We start from the raw sequence: 17,282 nt of genomic DNA on the forward strand, positions 1-17,282 counted from the left end.
GGAAACCAGCCCCGGGATCCCGCCATGCGCGCAACACTCCATTTACGCGACATTATGGGCGAGGAAGCGACGCGGCCAGAAAAACCGGTCGGGCAATGGCGTTTTATGCGGGAAATACGCGGCGGCAGCGGCAGCGGCGGGGGAGGTGGGCGCAGGCGGGTGGGCGCGGGTTTGTTGTTTGCTCCGTTGTTATTCTGATCTCGCAGCGCGGTTCGCCATCCCCGGGGCGCCGCTGGCGCCCCGGGGACGGCTGGATGGTTTCAGAAGCGCATCGCGGCCTTGAGGCTGAACTCCTGATTGACGAAATCCTTGCCCAGCTGGGCCTTGTATTCGCCGCGCAGTTCATAGACGCCGTGGGCAAGGACTTGGACGCCGGCCGCCAGGTCGAGCAGGCGATCGGGGATTTCCGAGCGCGACGTGAACGTGACGCCGGGCGCGCCGTCCTCGCTGAAGGACACCCGCTGGCGCAGGCCGCTGCCGCCGTTCAGCGTCATTCCCACGCTGGCGTAGGGGCGCAGCCAGCTGGTCTCGTCCAGATCAATCCTGGCGCCAAGCTCGACGCCTGGCTTGAAGGCGGCGGTCCACGACCGCATGCCCTGGGCGTCCAGCACCGCCCCGTCGCCGGAAAGCCGGTAGCCCGGCATCAGGGTCTGCACCAGATCAAGGTCGGCGAACGGGCGCACATACCAGTTGGAAAAGGCGAACTCATAGGCGCCGCGCAGCCGCAGGCCCGCCGTCCAGACATTGGACGTGTTGAGCGCCTGCCAGGTGCTGTCGCCCATCTGGAAGAGGCTGACGGAATCATAGCTGCCATAGCCAAAGCTGACCGCGCCGGCGAACAGCCACGGGCCGAGCTGGCGCTTCACCGCGATGGCGATGTCGCCGCTGTCGCCCTCGATGCGGCTGTTGCGGTCTTTGGTCGTCAGCTGACTGGCGTTGTAGCCGGCGGTCGCGCCGACGAACCATCCAGGAGACACCTCCCACTGGCCGCCGAGGCGGTAGCTCGTCCCCGTCTGGCTGAAGCCGTCCGTATCACGGCCGGCGGTGGCCACGGTGCGCGAGCCGATCACCTGACCCCAGACGCAGCTTCCCTCGCGGATCATGACGCCGCCGCCCACATAGGCGGGGCAGCTCATGGCGTAGCCATGCGCCTTCGAACTCGCCATCGTCTGGCCCGCCGCCGGCTGGCCAAGGCCTTCCGACAGCGTCATGCTGTTGATCATCCGGTCGTATTCGCTGGCCGTCGCGACGTTGGCCATGTCGGCGAACGTGCCCGCCATGCCGCGCGCGCCCGTCTCCCAGGCAGATTGCAAACTGCCGAGGAACGCCTGTTCTGTCGCGGTCACATTGCCTGGCGCCTTGCCGGCGAAGTCCGCGGCGCCCGGGGCAATGGTAATGCCGCTGCCGGTTGTCGAAACATTCCAGGAGATCGGGCTGGCCTCGCTCGCGCCCGAAACCGCGTTGCGCGGCCCGACCGGCCAATCTGAATCGACCGTGACAGAAGTCGCCTCCACGACCCGGAAACTGTTCGACGGCAGCAGACCTTCAATGGCGTGAGGCTTTACCGCCACGCTCCGGACCCTCAGGTCTGTTGTCTTCAGAATGTCGTTCGCTTGGGTTCCGGCGGCGGCCACGCCGTTGACGTCCGCCAGCAGCGTTCCCCGCAGTTCCGCGTCGCCATTGCGAACCTCGGCCGTCGCGATCCTGCCGACGCCGCCCACATCGAGAACACCATAGTTGGTGAAAACGCTGCGGCCCGTCGCCGCCGGATTGGAGAGATTGATCAGGCCGCTGCCGGCGGTCTGGTAGGTTCCGTGGTTGTCGAAGGAGTTGACCTCGTCCTTGCGGGCGCCGCGAACGCTGAGGTTCACATCGCCGATGAGTTTGCCGTGGTTGGCGACGTGGTCCGAGCCAAACGACGCAAGGATCGCCTTGCCAGAGGCGGCGCTGACCGTCGAGCCGGCATTGATGGTGATGGCGTTGACGCGGCCGCCGTCAATGGCGATCGCCGCGCCTTCGCCGGAGCCGCCTTCGATTTTTCCAGCGAAATTGATGGAGATGTTGCCGCCCAGCCGCGAAGGGTCGAGCATTCCCATGACGTCCTGGAAGCCACTCTGGGCAAAAATCCCGATAGCATTGGCTCCGGTGGTGCGGATTGTCGCGCCACTCAAATCAATCGCGATCCGGTCGCCGGTCCCCCTGGCGTTGAGCCGCGCCGCCGCCATGGCTTTCAGCTCGTTCTCGTTTTGCCTCAACAGTTCGTCTTCTGTCTTCTTGACGTTAGCCTTTTTCAGCTCCGCATCCATCTCGCGCCACAGGAAAGAGGCCATCCGCTGTGCTTCTGGCGGATCGTCGTACTGTTCAGCCCAGTTCGTGGGCCGGCCGGTGTAGACCATGGCGTCGTAAAAGCCCTTCACCGACGGATCGTCCTGGATGCCGCGACCCAGATAGCCACCCCCGCCTCCAAGAGACTGGGCAATGACGCCATGCGCGCCCCTGCCGGAGGTCTCGATGGTCAGGCCGGAGCCGGCATTGCTGATCAGGACCGCGCCGCCATTGCCGATGGAGCCGCCGCGCCCCGACGCCAGTCCCTGCGCCGCGCCGGTGAGCAGCCCGGCGCCGCCAAAGCCGCCGCCGCCGCCAATCGACTGCGCCAGCACGCCGACGGCGTGGTCGCCGGTAGTAGTGATGCGCGCCGCATTGTCGAAACGCAGCTTTACGTCGCCGCCATCGCCCTTCGCGCCATGAGCGCCGCCCAGGAGCACCGCGCCATTGACCGGAAGGGACGTGGCTCCATCGGCGACCAGGCCGCCGCCGCCGCCGATCGACTGGGCGATGACGCCAAAGGCGCCGACGCCGGAGGTGCTGATCGATCCGCCGATGGCGAGGCTCACCTCGCCGCCGGTCCCCGAGGCGCCGTCCGCGCCAAGACGCACCTGCTCCACGCCTCTCAGGTTGCGGGCGCTCATGGTTTTGGCTTTTGCCAGATCGCCGCGAATATCGATGCCTGCCGCGTCGAACATGTCGATTGTTGTCTGTTCCCCCAGCGCCCTGCTGATTTCCAGCAGGCCCTGCTGGTCGAAGCTGGCGTCGGCGATGACGCCGCCGCCGCCGCCCACCGACTGGGCGACAATCCCGTGCGCCTGACCGCCGGTGGTGACGATCGATCCGGCGTGGGAGACGGAGACATTGCCGCCATTGCCCGCCGCGCCATTGGAGCCGCCGAGCGTTTCAACGCTGGCGAGCGCGAGTTCGCCGGCCTGCAAATCCCGTCCGGTTGTCGTGACGCCGCCGCCGCCGCCGATCGATTGCGCCAGCACGCCGAACGCGGCGTTGCCATAAGTGCTGACTTTGGCGGTCTCCCCGAGCTCAACCCGGACAACGCCGCCTGTTCCGCCGCCGCCGCCATCGCCGCCCACGGCGGTTTTGCTGCTCCACATCTTGCCGGCGCCTGCGGCGGCGGCGCCCCCCTTGCCGCCGCCGCCGCCCACGGACTGCGCGACGATGGCTGTCGCCGCCGCGCCCGAAGTGGTCAGTGTTCCGTTCGCCCACACGCCCGTGGGCGCGTCGGCCGTTCCGCCGCCGTCGCCGCTGGCCCCGCCCTTGCCGCCGACGGCGGATTCCCACGCCAGCGACAGCGGAACCGATGGCTTCAGCCTGCTGTAAATCCCCTTGTTGCTGGCAAGTTTTTCCGCCGTTGTTCCAAAGTTCTTTGCCAGGAACCCGACCAGCGCGTCGCCAGCCTTGCCGACGATGTTGGAATTCTTGTACTGCGCCGCCCATTCCTTCAGTTGCGGAAGCGCTGCCTTGGCCACGTTGACAAGCTGCGCCTTGGTCTGGGATGCGCCATAGGCGTCATAAACCTCATTGCCGCCGGAGGTCGCCATGGCGGCGCCGCCAATGCCGCCGCCGCCGCCCACCGACAGGGCGTGAATGGCGTATGAGCCGGCGCCCGTGGTCGCGATGGCGGCGCCGGCGGCGTTCGTCACCTTGACCTGGCCGCCGTGATTGCCCGAGCCGCCATTGCCGCCAACCGAGTCATTGACCGTGAGGTTCGCCGCCGCGTTCAGCACGGCGGCGCCGCCGGCCCCGCCGCCGCCGCCGACGCTCATGCCAACGACGCCGGAGGCTCCCTGACCGTAGGTGGTGATGGAGCCGCTGTTGTTGATCTCGACCAATCCGCCCTTGCCGCCGGAGCCGCCCCTGCCGCCGGTCGCGTTATTGAACGAGAAATCGACTGAGCCGGAACGGAGGCCGGCCAGCCAGGAGGTCAGGCCGGCGACGCTGAACGTGGGAAGCGGAATGACGCCGCCGCCCGCGCCGCCGCCGCCGCCCACGCTCATGGCCATGACGCCGGCCGACCCATAACCGGACGTGACGACGGCGGCGGTGTTTGTAACCTTCACGGCGCCGCCGGCGTTGCCGTCTCCTCCCTGCCCGCCGACACCGCTGGTGATGGTCAGACCGGGGATTCGCGGATCGATGGCGACCGCTGTCGCCTTTGCTGTCGCCGAGCCGCCATTGCCGCCGCCGCCGCCGATGCTCATCGCCAGCAGACCAGGCGCCTGCAGTCCGCCGGTCACGACATTCAGCCCGTTGAGAATGGTGACGCTGCCGCCGGTGGCGCCCTTGCCCCCCACGCCGCCCACTGCCCGCGCATAGGAGATGTGCGGACCAATGCTGACGGCGGTCGCGTCGCCGCCATTGCCGCCGCCGCCGCCAACGGATTGAGCGATGATGCCCGCGGCATGAGCGCCTGACGTGCTGATCCAGCCTTTGGGGCTGGTGAGGTCGCGCGCGATATTGTTGACCTCGACCGCGCCGCCGCGCGCGCCATTGCCGCCATCGCCGCCCAGGGCCACCGCCCCGCCGATCCCGAACGCCTTGGCTTCGCCGCCGGCCCCGCCGCCGCCGCCAATGCTCTGCGCCAGAATGCCGGAAGCATCGTCCCCGGTCGTCGTGATCGTTCCACGATTGGTGACGGAGACCGATCCGCCGGCGCCGCCGGTGCCGCCCTGACCGCCCGAACTGAAAAATGGCGAGAGCGGACTGCCGCCGGCGCCGCCGCCGCCCGGGCTCACAAGGCCGCTCTGGAAAGCGTTGCCGGCCTTGCCGCCGCCAATGCTTTGCGCAACGACGCCGAAGGAGCTTTTCCCGGTGGTGCTGATGGCTCCCGTTGTTTCAACCTTCGCGGTTCCGCCGTCGCCGGCGTTGCCGCCCGAGCCGCCCGAGAAAATGCCGCCGCCCCCGTAACCGCCGACGCCGCCGACCGACTGCACGATGACGCCGGGCGCGTAAGCTCCGGTTGTCGTGATGGTTCCATACAGCAGCGCCTCGGCGGTCCCGCCATCGCCGCCGCGCGAGCCGCCGGCGCCGCCAACAATCGCCGAGTTTGTCCCGCCGGCGCCGCCAATCGACTGGACGATGGCGCCGGCGGAGTTCGCTCCCGCGCTGGTCAGGCTGCCGGCCATGGTCAGGATGGCCTGGCCGCCCTTGCCGCCGACAGACGGCGGCAGCCACACGCCCTGGCTGTCATGCGAGCCGCCGGCGCCGCCGAGTGATTGCAGCACGAGGACAGGGGACGATGCGCCGGCTGTCGTCATGCTGACGGACGCCCCGATCTTCACATCGACGACGCCGCCCTGGCCGCCGCTATTCCATTTTGACGAGGTTCCGCCATCGCCGCCCTTGCCGCCCTTCGACACGACCCACGCGCCGGCGAAATTCGCGCCTTCGGTGGTGAAAACCAGCTGGGCCCCGGCGCCCGCTGGCGCGCCGTCGCCCAGCCGCAGCTCCACCCTGCCGCCTTCTCCCCCCTGGCCAGGGCTGGTCATGCCATAACCGCCGGCGCCGCCGACCGAGTACAGCTGGAAAATGGCGATGGGCGCTGGCTGTGAGCCGCCGGCATCGGCAGGGCGATAGCCCTGGATGCGCGTGACGCCGGCGCCTGAAGGGGTGTCCAGGGTGTAGGCGACCCGGCCGCCGTCTCCGCCTCGGCCGCCGGGCTGATGATATGGCGGTCCCCGCTCCTGTTCGACAGACTTGCCGTCGCCGCCGTTGCCGCCAACCGAGCCAAGCAGGATCGCGCTCTGGCGGTCCACGCGGAACGCGCCTACGGGCACGGTGTTGCCGTAGACCAGATTTTCTGCCGCGCTGCCCGACGTCGGCGCTTTCGACGCCCCCCAGGGCCAGTACCACGGCGGCGCAACGCCATCCTGGCCGTTGGCGCCGTTCCTGATGATATACGGCAGTGTGTCGCTGGCGACCGCGCCCGGCGCCGCGGTCATGCAGGCCGCCATGCTGGTTCCGCCGAGCAGCAGAACCGTCGCGCTTCCCCTGGAGCGGCGCCGCGCCGGATACCTTTTCACGATCAGTCCCCCAACCCCAAACACAGCCGGCTGAATTTCCTGGGCCTCCCGCAGCGGACAGGGCTGCCAGGGACGCATCAGCGTTTAATCGTCATCCTGAGTTTATGACGCGGGGAATGGGGGGGATACGAACGAGTTGGAACCGTTTGGAACAAATTGAAACGGTCGCCGGCCGAAAGGCGCGGCGACCGGTCTGGAAACGGCCCGGACCAGCTTCGTGACCCCGTCTCCAAAGTCAGTCCCGGCGGCCAGATCAGGCCAGCCGCGCCCGCAATGATTTGCGATCGAGCTTGCCGACGGCCGTCTTGGGAATGGCGTCGGCAAACAGCACCCGGTGCGGCTTTTTGTAGGACGCGACCTGGCCGGCCACGTGGGCGATCAGCTCCGCTTCCGTCGCGGTTTCGCCAGCGCGCAGTACGACGAACGCCGTCACCGCCTCGACCCATTTGGGGTCCGGCGCGCCAACCACGGCGCATTCCAGCACCATGGGGTGGGTCAGCAACGCGTCCTCCACCTCACGCGGATAGACGTTGTAGCCGCCGGAAATGATCATGTCGGAGGTGCGGTCGCGCAGGTGCAGGAAGCCCCGGTCGTCGAACACGCCGACATCGCGCGTGTGCGCCCAGCCGTCCGCATCAAAGGTTTCCGCCGTCAGTTCCGGGGCGTTGAAATAGCCGGCGACGGACATTGGGCCGCGCACGAGGATTTCGCCGGGCTCTCCTTGCGGAACCGGGGCGCCGTCAGCGTCAACCAGCCGGATTTCCACATCCGGCGATGGCCGGCCGCAGGCGCCGAGCAGGTCGCCCACATGGTCTTCCGGCCGCAGCACGGCGAGGCAGAGCGGCGCTTCCGTTTGGCCATAGTACTGCCAGAAGCGGTGCTGGCCGAAATGGGCCATGGCGCGATCAATCACCGCGCGCGGCATCGGCGAGGCGCCGTAGATGATGTGCCGGAGCGACGACAGGTCGTGGGCGTCGAGGTCCCGGTGCTCCAGCAGCATTTGCAGCATGGTGGGCACAAGGTTGATGGCGGTGGCGCCATGGGCGGCGATCGCTTCCAGGAACGGGCCGGGGGTAAAGCCGGGCAGCACCACCGTGCGCGCGCCGCGCAGCCAGAACGGCAGCACGAACGTGCCGCTGGCGTGGATCAGCGAGGCGGCGTGCAGCATCACGTCGTCCTCGCCTATGGGAAACAGGTTGATGAGAATGTTGCGGCAGACCGCGGCGTAAGACCCCTGGGTATGTTGCGCCGCCTTGAGCACGCCGGTGGTGCCGGAGGTGTAGAGGGTGAGCAGGATGTCATCCGGCCGCACGGTGATGTCCGGCGCCGTGGCGGGCTGGCTGGCGGCGGTTTGCAGCAGGTCAACGCCGCCGGGCAGGGCGGCGCCGAGGCCGTGGCAGGCAAGGCCGGGGCACAGGCGCTGAAGTTCGCGGGCCCGCTCCATCAGGTCGTCGCCGAACACCAGCACGGCGCACTGCGCCTCCTGCACCATGCGCGCGTGCTCCGCCGCCGACAGCCGGGCATTGAGCGGCACGCGGTTGATCCCGCTTTTGACGCAGGCGAAGTCCAGCGGCACGCTGTGCGGGCCATTGTTGACCAGCAGCGCCACGCGCTGGCCCTGCGCCGCGCCCGCCGCGGCGAGGGCATGCGCCAGCCGGTTGGCCTCAGCGTTGACCTCGGCGAAGGTCCACGACCGGTCGCCCCAGACCAGCGCCGTGCGGGCGGCGTTCTGCCGGGCGCCGCGTTCGATCAGTTCAAGACAGGTCGCGCCTGAAGCGGACATGGCCAGTTTCCCCCTGCATGTATTGTCACTGTGGCCGGCGCGTTCGCCGCATTTTACTCGCCAAAGCGGCCGTGCCGGCCGGCGCCGCGTTCGAAGCGCATCGCTCCGGCCTTGCCTTCCATGGCGACGATGGGCGCGCCGTCCCGGCCCTCCTGGCGCAGGGCCTCCGCCAGCGGCATATCCCACTGGGCGAACGCCGATTTGCGATCCGCCAGCATGCAGGCCTGGGGAAAGGCGGCGATCTGGCGCGCCAGCTCCTCGGCGGCGGCGCGCGCTTCTCCCTGCGCCACGACGCGGTTGGCGAGGCCCATGGCCAGGGCTTCCTGTGCGTCAACCGGCCGGCCGGTGAGGATCATGTCGAGGGCGCGGCCCATGCCGACCACGCGCGGCAGGCGCACGGTGCCGCCGTCGATCAGCGGCACGCCCCAGCGCCGGCAGAACACGCCGAAAATCGCGCCTTCCTCGGCGACCCGCATGTCGGCGAGCAGCGCCAGCTCCAGGCCGCCGGCCACCGCGTAACCCGACACGGCGGCGATCAGGGGTTTCGATAGCGCCATGCGCGACGGCCCCATCGGCCCATCGCCGCCGCCCTCCCGATCGAGATCATGGGTGCGGGCCGGATCGTTGACGGCGGTGAGGTCGGCGCCGGCGCAGAACACGCCATTCTCTCCCCAGAGCACGGCGACGCGCTGGCTTTCGTCGGCCTCGAAATCGTGGAAGGCGGCGCGCAGGGCGGCTGCCATGGGGCCATCGACGGCGTTTCGCCGTTCGGGCCGGCTCATGATGATCGTGGTGACGGGCCCGCTGCGTTCAACCCTCACGGCCGGGGAAGGATCGGTCATGGGTCGTCTCCTTTTATTTCATTTTTCATACATAATCGGCAAATAATGAAATTTTGCACCTGACCCGTCAAGCGGTGACGCGGCGGCGGTGGTTCCGTATGAACGACCGGCGTCGTCAGCGTTCGTAGATGGATCAGGAGACAGGCCCCGCATGGATGCGCCCCCGCCCAGCGCCACCACCGTTGTGCTCGATCTGCTCGCGGCCCACGAAGGCCGGCCCATGTCCGCGCGCGATCTGTGCGAGGGTTGCGCCATCATCGGGCACGGCGAAGCGGTGGCGCGCGTCGCCATCACCCGGCTGTTGCGTCAGAAAAAAATTCTGCGGCAGGGGCGGGCGCTCTATGCCCTCAACGTCGCCGGACGGCCGTTGCAACGCGATGTCAGCGCCTGGCGGCGGCGGATAGACGCCATGGCGACCTGGTCGGGTGGATGGATCGCCGTGCACGACGCCGGCGTCAGCCGGCGCGACCGCACCCTGTTGCGACGCCACTGCCGGGCGCTGGATCTGCGCGGTTTTCGCGGCTGGTCTGGCGGGCTGTGGCTCCGCCCCGACAACCTGCGCGGCGGCGTCCTTGCGCTGCGCGCGGATTTGCAGGCGCTGGGGCTTGGGGAAGGCGCGCAGGTGTTTGTCGCCAGCGGATTCACCCTGGAGCAATGCGCCGGCATTCGCGCCCTGTGGGACGTGCGGGCGCTTGCGGCGGACTATGCGGACCGGCTGCGTCTGCTCGAAGAAAGCGGGCGCAGGCTGCCGGCGCTGGAGCCGCGCGCGGCGGCCCGGGAATGCCTGCTGCTTGGCCGCGCCCTGATCGGCCAGATGCTGCGCGACCCGCTGTTGCCAGCGGAAATGGCGCCGGACGCGCCGCGCCGTCATCTGGTCGAAGCGCTTGAGGCGTATCAGGCGCGCAGCAGGGATATCTGGCGCGCCGTTCTCAACCCCGCCTGAATCCGCCATCATGGCGGCGATGATGGTTCAGGCGGTTGCTGCGGGTCGTTCGGACGGGCAGTGACAGGCCAGAGGGAGCGAACGCCATGTTCATGTGCACCGGCTTTGCGGCCAGGGATTCAAAAACGCCGCTGGGCGCCTTTTCGTTCAATCGCCGCGATCCCGGCCCATCCGACGTGCTGATCGAAATCCAGTATTGCGGCGTCTGTCATTCGGACCTGCACACGGTGCGCAACGAGTGGGGCGGCGCGCTCTATCCCTGCGTGCCGGGCCACGAGATTGTCGGGCGGGTGACGGCGGTCGGCGACGACGTGAAGAAGTTTCGGGTGGGCGATATCGCCGCCGTCGGCTGCCTGGTCGATTCCTGCCGTTCCTGCGAGAACTGCCGGGAGGGGTTGGAGCAATATTGCGAGAAGGGCGCCACCGGCACGTACAACGGCAAGGACCGGGTCAGCGGCGGCCACACCTTCGGCGGCTATTCCAGCCATGTGGTGGTGACGGAAGATTTCGTGCTGCGCGCGCCCCAGAACCTTGATCCGGCCGGCGTCGCGCCGCTGTTGTGCGCCGGCATCACCACCTGGTCGCCGCTGCGCCATTGGGGCGCCGGGCCTGGCAAGACCGTCGGGGTGGTGGGTCTTGGCGGGCTTGGCCACATGGCGGTGAAATTCGCCCATGCGCTGGGGGCGCGCGTCGTGCTGTTCACCACCTCGCCGTCCAAGGTCGCCGACGGCAAACGTCTGGGCGCCGATGAGGTGGTGTTGTCCACCGACAGCACGGCGATGGCGGCCTGGCGTTCGAAGCTCGACCTGATCATCGACGCCGTCGCCGCGCCGCACGACGTCAATGTCTATCTCGGCATGCTGCGCCGCGACGGCACGCTGGTGCAGGTGGGCGCGCCGGACGCGCCGCTGCCGGTGAATGTCTTCAGCCTGCTGCCGAACCGGCGCCGGTTCGCCGGCTCGATTATCGGCGGCATCGCCGAAACCCAGGAAATGCTGGATTTCTGCGGTGAGCATGGCGTCACTGCCGATATCGAAATGATCGCCATGGACCAGATTGAAAACGCCTATGCGCGCATGCTGAAGAGCGACGTGAAATATCGCTTCGTCATCGACATGAAGACGCTGCCGGGCGCGGCCTGAGGTGGGCATTGATGCGGGAGCGGCGCGCGTCGCGGCGGTTTTCCCCGCCGCGACAATGGGGTTCAGCCGCCAATCCTGTCCTGGGTCTTTGTGTCGAAATCGGACGCGTCGTGCCGCTCGTGCAGCTGGTTTTCCGGCTTGCCGTTGACGTTGTTGACCATCCGCCCGCGCCGGACGGCCGGGCGCGCCAGAATCCGGTCGGCCCAGGCGATGACGTTGGGATATTCGTGCACCGACAGGAATTCGCCGGCGGCTCCGTAGACCTGGCCTTTGGCCAGGGCGCCGTACCAGGGGAACACCGCCATGTCGGCGATGGTGTAGGCGTCGCCGCCGAGCCAGGGCGCCTCCGCCAGCCTGCGGTTCAGCACGTCGAGCTGCCGTTTGGCCTCCATCGCAAAACGGTCGATGGCGTATTCGATCTTTACCGGGGCGTAGGCGTAGAAATGGCCGAAGCCGCCGCCAAGGTACGGGGCGCTGCCCATCTGCCAGAACAGCCACGACAGGCATTCGGCCCGCGCCGCCGGCTCCGTTGGCAGGAAGGCGCCGAACTTCTCCGCCAGATAAACCAGAATGGCGCCGGATTCGAACACGCGGATGGGTTTGGAACCTGAACGGTCGAGCAGGGCCGGAATCTTTGAGTTCGGATTGACCGCGACAAAACCGCTGCCGAACTGGTCGCCCTCATTGATGCGGATCAGCCAGGCGTCGTATTCGGCCCCGGCGTGACCAGCGGCCAGCAGTTCCTCCAGCATGATGGTGACTTTCTGGCCATTCGGCGTGGCCAGCGAATAAAGCTGGAGGGGATGCTTGCCGACCGGCAGCTCCCTGTCGTGGGTGGGGCCGGCGACCGGCCGGTTGATATTGGCGAAGGCGCCGCCGCTCGGCTTGCTCCAGGTCCAGACTTTCGGCGGCGTGTATTCGGACGCATCGCTCATGCGGGGCTCTCCCATGGGTGCGAATCTGGAGCCTGGATGCTTCGCTGGCTCCCTGAAGGGCAGCATCATCGCCACCAAACGCCGCCATTGAAAGCCCCGGCGCATGCCCGCCGCGCATGGCTGGCGGCCAGCCAGACGCCGCCCTGGTGGCTTGAAATCGCCTCAGGCCGTCACCAGCACCTTCAGCGGGCCGCTGCGGCGCAGCACGTGCACGATGGATTGCCGCCCCGACACCGCAATGTCGCAGGAGGCCTCGCCGATGCGCAGGTTGCGGATCGTGACCTCGTCGAGGAACGGGGGCAGCAGCGGCTCGGTGAAGGAGATGGCGTTGCCGGCCGGGTCGAATGAAACGCCAAGGCAGGCCTGCAACATGAACAGGGGGGCGGTCGCCGCCCAGGCCTGGGGCGAGCAGGCGACCGGATAGAAGGTGGGGCCCTGGCCGCGCTGGCGGGCGAAGCCGCAAAACAGTTCGGGCAACCGGCGCATCTCGATATAGGTGGAGGCGGCGAACAGGCCGGCAAAAATCTGGCCGGCTTCCGCCCTGTAGCCATAGCGACGCAGCCCATAGGCGACCAGCGCATTGTCATGGGGCCAGACGGAGCCGTTGTGATAGCTCATGGGGTTATAGCGCGCCTCGGTTTCCGGCACCGTGCGCACGCCCCAGCCGCAGAAGCTGCCGGGCGCCATCAGGGTCTTCGCCACCGCCACGGCCCGTTCCGGCAGGGCGAGGCCAAAGGTCAGCACGTGGCCGGCGTTGGAGGCGCGCACCCGGCAAGGTCGCTTGTCGCCGTCGAGGGCCAGCACATAGGTGCCCAGTTCCTCATCGAAAAACGCGGCGTCGAAGGCTGTCCGCAGGTCGCGGGCCCGGGTCTCGCAGGCGGCGGCGGTCGCGCCGTCGCCCAGCGCCGCCGCCATGTCCCTCGCCGCCTGCCAGGCGGCGTAAACATAGGCCTGCACTTCACACAGGGCGATGGGGCCGTGCGCCAGCGCGCCGTTGGCGTGAAAAACGGAATCGAAGCTGTCTTTCCAGCCCTGGTTCACCAGCCCGTCCGGCGTCTGGCGGCCATATTCAACAAAGCCATCGCCATCCCGGTCGCCGGACGTGCGAATCCAGTCCAGCGCCGCCACCACATGGGGCCACAATTGCTGGATGGCGCGCACGTCGCCTGTACGCCGCAGATAGGCGCCGCACAGGGCGACGAACAGCGGCGTTGAATCAACGCTGCCGTAATAACGGCGAAAGGGCACCTCGCGCAGCTCGGCCATCTCGCCATGGCGGATTTCGTGCAGGATCTTGCCCGGCTCGGCGTCGGCCAGCGCATCGGTTTCCGTCGCCTGGTTGCGGGCGAGATGGCGCAGCACGCCCCGCGTGATCTCCGGGTCCAGCCACAGGGTTTGCAGGGCGGTGATGAGGGCGTCGCGCCCGAACACCGTGCTGAACCAGGGAATGCCGGCGTAAGGGTAAGGGCCGTCCTCCGTGTCCGTCACCAGCATGTAAAGGTCGGAGACGCTGCGCCGCAGCGCCTCGTTGAACACGTCGTTGGAGCTGCTGACCGCCGCCGCGCGTCCGGAGAGCCGCCGCAGGTCGCGCCGCGAATCCCGCAGGGCGGTGAAATAGCCCTGCGCAGGCGAACGGTTGACGCCCGGCGTCCTGCAACTCACCTCCATGTAAAGGGTGCGGCTCTCGCGCGGCGCCAGGGTGAACTCGAACACGGCGCGATTGCCGGTCAGTTGTGACGGCTCGGGGTCGAACCCCAATGTCGTCACCCGCACCCGCTGGTCGAGCCCCGTGTAGGACAGGCGGACGTGGTTCGCGGCGGGTTCTGGTGGATGACGCTCGCCCCGGTGCTCGCGCCGGGAGCCGCGCACCTCGAACAGGTCGGCGAAGTCCGCGGAAAAGGTGATGGCGATCATCACCCGATGCGGCTTCTGGTCATAGTTCTTCACCACCACCCGCTGGTGGCAGGCGGCGTTCCACAGGAAGCAGGAGCGCCGGATATGCAGGGCGTCCCGCGCCATGCGCAGTTCGCCGTCCTGGTCAAACACATCCGGATTGGTCAGGTCGCATGTCAGCGTGGCGTTATCGTCGCGCAGGATCGAGGACAGCAGCATGGGCCGGCGCCCGCATACGGTCATGGCCAGATGCGACAGGTGCCGGGTATCGCGCCAGAACAGCCCTTCCGGGCTCCTGGGGCCCGAGAGGGCGTCGCCGTGATGGTCAAACACTGCGAAGGCGTCGCCCTGCTTGAGGGCGCGCGGCTGCGTCTCCTGCAGGGAGGCGTCGCTTTGCACCGACCACAGGTCGGTCTCAGGTTCGCTGGAAGCTGCGCCGCTGGCCATCGTCTGGGACGGCGTCAGCGACATCGGTCGGGCGGTTTCCATGATGGGCCTCCTGGAAATTTCCCGGGGCTTGTTCAGGCGGCGCAGACGCCGCCCCGTGGTGATGGAAACGCGCAAGCAGCGCGCCATGGGCGTCGGCGGGCAGCCGGACAACAGGCATGCAGCCAAACAAAAACATGCAGCAAAATTCTGGCCATGCCAAAAATCCGCGACCGGCCCGCGCCGGAGCCGCTCGGGCGCTATGGGTCAGGCGATCAGCAGCGGCGCGGCGGGGCGGGCGTTCGTGAGGCGCTCGTAAACCGCCAGATAGTCGCGGGCCATGCGGGCGGCGGAAAAGCGTTGCTCAAACCTGGCGCGGACCTTGTCGCGGTCCAGTTCGCCAGCCATCCTGACCGCCGCCACGGCCTCATCGATCGAATTGACCAGAAAACCGGTGACGCCGTGGTCGATAATCTCCGGCGTCGAGCCGCATGGCCAGGCGATGACCGGCGTTCCACAGGCCATGGCTTCAATCATCACCAACCCGAACGGCTCTGGCCAGTCGATGGGAAACAGCAGGGCGCGGGCATTGCCGAGGAACTCCGGTTTTTCGGTTTCGCCGATTTCACCGCGGAACGTCACGCAGTCGCAGGCGCGCACCATGGGCTCGATGGTTTCCGCCCAGTAGCAGGCGTCGGCGCGGTCGATCTTCGCCGCCATCCGCAAGGGCATGCCGGCCCTGGCGGCGATGGCGATGGCGCGGTCTGGCCGCTTTTCCGGCGAAATCCGGCCGAGAAAAGCCAGATAGTCGCCGTCCGGGCTGTTCTGCGGCGTCAGCAGCCGCTCCGGCAGGCCGTGATAGACATTGGCGGCCCACGTTACCCCGGCCGGCATCGGCGTGCGTTGGGCATGGGAAATGGAGACAAGCGGGAATTCGGGGAACTGCCGGTAAAACGGCGGCAGATCGGGCAAATCCTGACGGCCATGCAGGGTGGTGATGGTTTTGTGGGCGATGTCCCGGAAAATCGGAAAATGCAGCAGATCCACGTGAAAATGCAGCACGTCGAACTCGCGGGCCTGGCGCCGCACCCGGTCCACCATCGCCAGGTGCCAGGGCAACTGTTCCTGGACGTCGGGATCGAGCCGCAGCGCCATCCCGGAACACCCGCGCAACTGGGCCGCGGTGACGGAATCGCCGCTGGCGAACAGCGTCACATCATGGCCCATATCAACAAGTTGTTCGGTCAAATAGGAAACAATTCTTTCAGTGCCTCCGTAGAATTTCGGAGGACAGCGCTCGGCCAGGGGCGCGATCTGGGCAATTTTCATGGCGTCACCGTCAGCACTGGGAAGCCGCGGACACGCGGCGCAGAACCTCTCGGGCCGGCTGTCTTTGCAACGGCAGCGGCAACTGTTTCTGGCAAGCCAACCGGACAACGGCGTTAACCATGAAAACGTTCCACCGGGCGTCGTGGTATGGCGCTATGTCGCACGGGATGCGGCGCGGCGGCGCGGCGCCGTTCTGATTGACGCGCCCGGCGACAATAGCCGACACTCCCGCCACAAGCCGGAACACCGGCGCAGGTAAAGATGACAGGTGGAGGAAACGGGATGGCCGGCAGAGGCAGAATCCACGCAATGCTGCGCGCGGCGCGGACAGGAACGGCGCTGTGCGCCGCAGCGGGCGCGCTGGCGCTGGCGTTGGCGGGCGGCGCGCAGGCGCAGGACAAGCCGGCTGGCAAGGACGAAATCCGCATCGGCAACGTCAACGCCTACAGCGGCCCCGCCGCGGTCTATGCGGTGCTCGGCAAGGTTCCGGCGGCCTATTTCCGCATGATGAACGATCAGGGCGGCGTTGGCGGGCGCCAGATACGCTTCATCACCTATGATGACGCCTACAGTCCGCCCAAGACCGTGGAGCAGACCCGCAAGCTGGTGGAAAACGATCAGGTGGCGGTGATGTATGGATCGTTGGGCGCCCCGACCAGCTCCGCGACGCTGAAATATCTCAACGGCCACAAGATTCCGCACATCTTCATCGCCTCCGGCGCGACGAAATTTGGCGACCAGGCCGCATGGCCATGGACCATGGGCTTCCAGCCCAGCTACCAGACCGAGGGCAAGGCGTTCGCGGCGAATATTCTCCAGACCAGGCCGGATGCGAAGATCGCGGTTCTGTATCAGAACGACGATTTTGGCCGCGACGTCCTCAAGGGCTTCAAGGATGGTCTTGGCGACAAGGCGAAGATGATCGTCGCCGAAGCCTCCTATGAATCCACCGATCCGACTATCGATTCCCAGATCGTCAAGCTGAAAGCCTCTGGCGCCGACGTGTTCATGAACATGACCACGCCGAAATTCGCCGCCCAGGCCATTCGCAAGATCGCTGAACTGGGCTGGAAACCGACGCACTATCTGGGTAGCAACGCCAATTCCATCGCTGCCGTGCTTGGCCCCGCCGGACTGGACAATGCAAAGGACATTATTTCCAGCGCCTATCTGAAGGACGCCAACGATCCGGAGTGGAAGGACGATCCGGCGTTCAAAAAATGGAATGCCTTCTATGACAAATATCTGCCCGACGCGGACCGCAAGGACGCGCTGACCGTCTACGCCTATGTCGCCGCCCAGACGATGGAGCAGGTGTTGCGTCAGGCGGGCGACGACGTGACCCCCGCCAACATCATGAAGCAGGCGGCCAATCTGAAGCATTTCCGCTCCGATCTGCTGCTGCCAGGCATCGAGATCAACACGGCGCCGGACGATCACTATCCGATCGAACAGTTGCAGCTCATCCGCTTTGACGGAAAGCAGTACGTGCGGTTTGGGCCGGTGATTGATTCATCGAAAAAACGCTGACGGCGCGCCGGCTGTTCATGGGGCGCCGCCATCCCTGGACGTCGCCGGCAAGCTCTCCAGCGAAAGGACACGGGCAGAACCGTTCAGGCCG

At 67.3% G+C, this 17,282-nt stretch carries 10 protein-coding genes; 4 read left to right on the plus strand and 6 right to left on the minus strand.

Translation table 11 applies throughout. The features are described from left to right. The first annotated feature begins 24 nt into the window (after positions 1-24). Positions 25-198: a hypothetical protein gene (locus EV666_RS18200; protein ID WP_165909959.1), complete on the plus strand. Its 174-nt coding sequence runs from the start codon at positions 25-27 to the stop codon at positions 196-198. A gap of 62 nt (positions 199-260) precedes the next feature. Here EV666_RS18200 and EV666_RS18790 read toward each other — a convergent pair whose 3' ends face one another. The 3 genes from EV666_RS18790 to EV666_RS09635 all read right to left on the minus strand — a co-directional run bounded on the left by EV666_RS18790 (position 261) and on the right by EV666_RS09635 (position 8,993). Further along, entirely contained in the window at positions 261-6,368 is a 6,108-nt protein-coding gene (locus EV666_RS18790; RefSeq protein ID WP_132006724.1) for an autotransporter outer membrane beta-barrel domain-containing protein, read from the minus strand. A 253-nt stretch (positions 6,369-6,621) separates the two neighbouring features. Beyond that, on the minus strand, positions 6,622-8,151 hold the full coding sequence (locus EV666_RS09630; protein WP_132006727.1) for a class I adenylate-forming enzyme family protein: 1,530 nt from the start codon (positions 8,149-8,151) through the stop codon (positions 6,622-6,624). 53 nt (positions 8,152-8,204) lie between these two features. Continuing rightward, complete coding sequence (locus tag EV666_RS09635) at positions 8,205-8,993, minus strand: crotonase/enoyl-CoA hydratase family protein (RefSeq protein WP_132006730.1); 789 nt, start codon at positions 8,991-8,993, stop codon at positions 8,205-8,207. Between the two features lie 151 nt (positions 8,994-9,144). Between EV666_RS09635 and EV666_RS09640 the strand changes: the two genes are divergently transcribed. Then, positions 9,145-9,936 carry a PaaX family transcriptional regulator gene (locus EV666_RS09640; protein WP_132006733.1) on the plus strand — a complete coding sequence of 264 codons (792 nt, stop codon included), beginning with the start codon at positions 9,145-9,147 and terminating at the stop codon, positions 9,934-9,936. A 92-nt stretch (positions 9,937-10,028) separates the two neighbouring features. After that, positions 10,029-11,078, plus strand: coding sequence for an NAD(P)-dependent alcohol dehydrogenase (locus tag EV666_RS09645; RefSeq protein WP_245514338.1), 1,050 nt, complete (start codon positions 10,029-10,031; stop codon positions 11,076-11,078). 62 nt (positions 11,079-11,140) lie between these two features. Here EV666_RS09645 and yghU read toward each other — a convergent pair whose 3' ends face one another. The 3 genes from yghU to EV666_RS09660 all read right to left on the minus strand — a co-directional run bounded on the left by yghU (position 11,141) and on the right by EV666_RS09660 (position 15,661). After that, the gene (gene yghU / locus EV666_RS09650; RefSeq protein WP_132006739.1) at positions 11,141-12,013 is read right to left on the minus strand and encodes a glutathione-dependent disulfide-bond oxidoreductase; all 873 of its coding nucleotides are present in this window, start codon (positions 12,011-12,013) and stop codon (positions 11,141-11,143) included. Positions 12,014-12,175: 162 nt separating this feature from the next. After that, the gene (locus tag EV666_RS09655; protein ID WP_245514339.1) at positions 12,176-14,353 is read right to left on the minus strand and encodes an amylo-alpha-1,6-glucosidase; all 2,178 of its coding nucleotides are present in this window, start codon (positions 14,351-14,353) and stop codon (positions 12,176-12,178) included. Positions 14,354-14,599: 246 nt separating this feature from the next. Then, complete coding sequence (locus EV666_RS09660; RefSeq protein ID WP_132006742.1) at positions 14,600-15,661, minus strand: glycosyltransferase family 4 protein; 1,062 nt, start codon at positions 15,659-15,661, stop codon at positions 14,600-14,602. 309 nt (positions 15,662-15,970) lie between these two features. Between EV666_RS09660 and EV666_RS09665 the strand changes: the two genes are divergently transcribed. After that, entirely contained in the window at positions 15,971-17,191 is a 1,221-nt protein-coding gene (locus tag EV666_RS09665; protein ID WP_132006745.1) for an ABC transporter substrate-binding protein, read from the plus strand. Positions 17,192-17,282: the final 91 nt, after the last annotated feature.

Origin of the sequence: Camelimonas lactis (genome assembly GCF_004342915.1) — a bacterium.
Lineage (GTDB): Bacteria > Pseudomonadota > Alphaproteobacteria > Rhizobiales > Beijerinckiaceae > Camelimonas > Camelimonas lactis.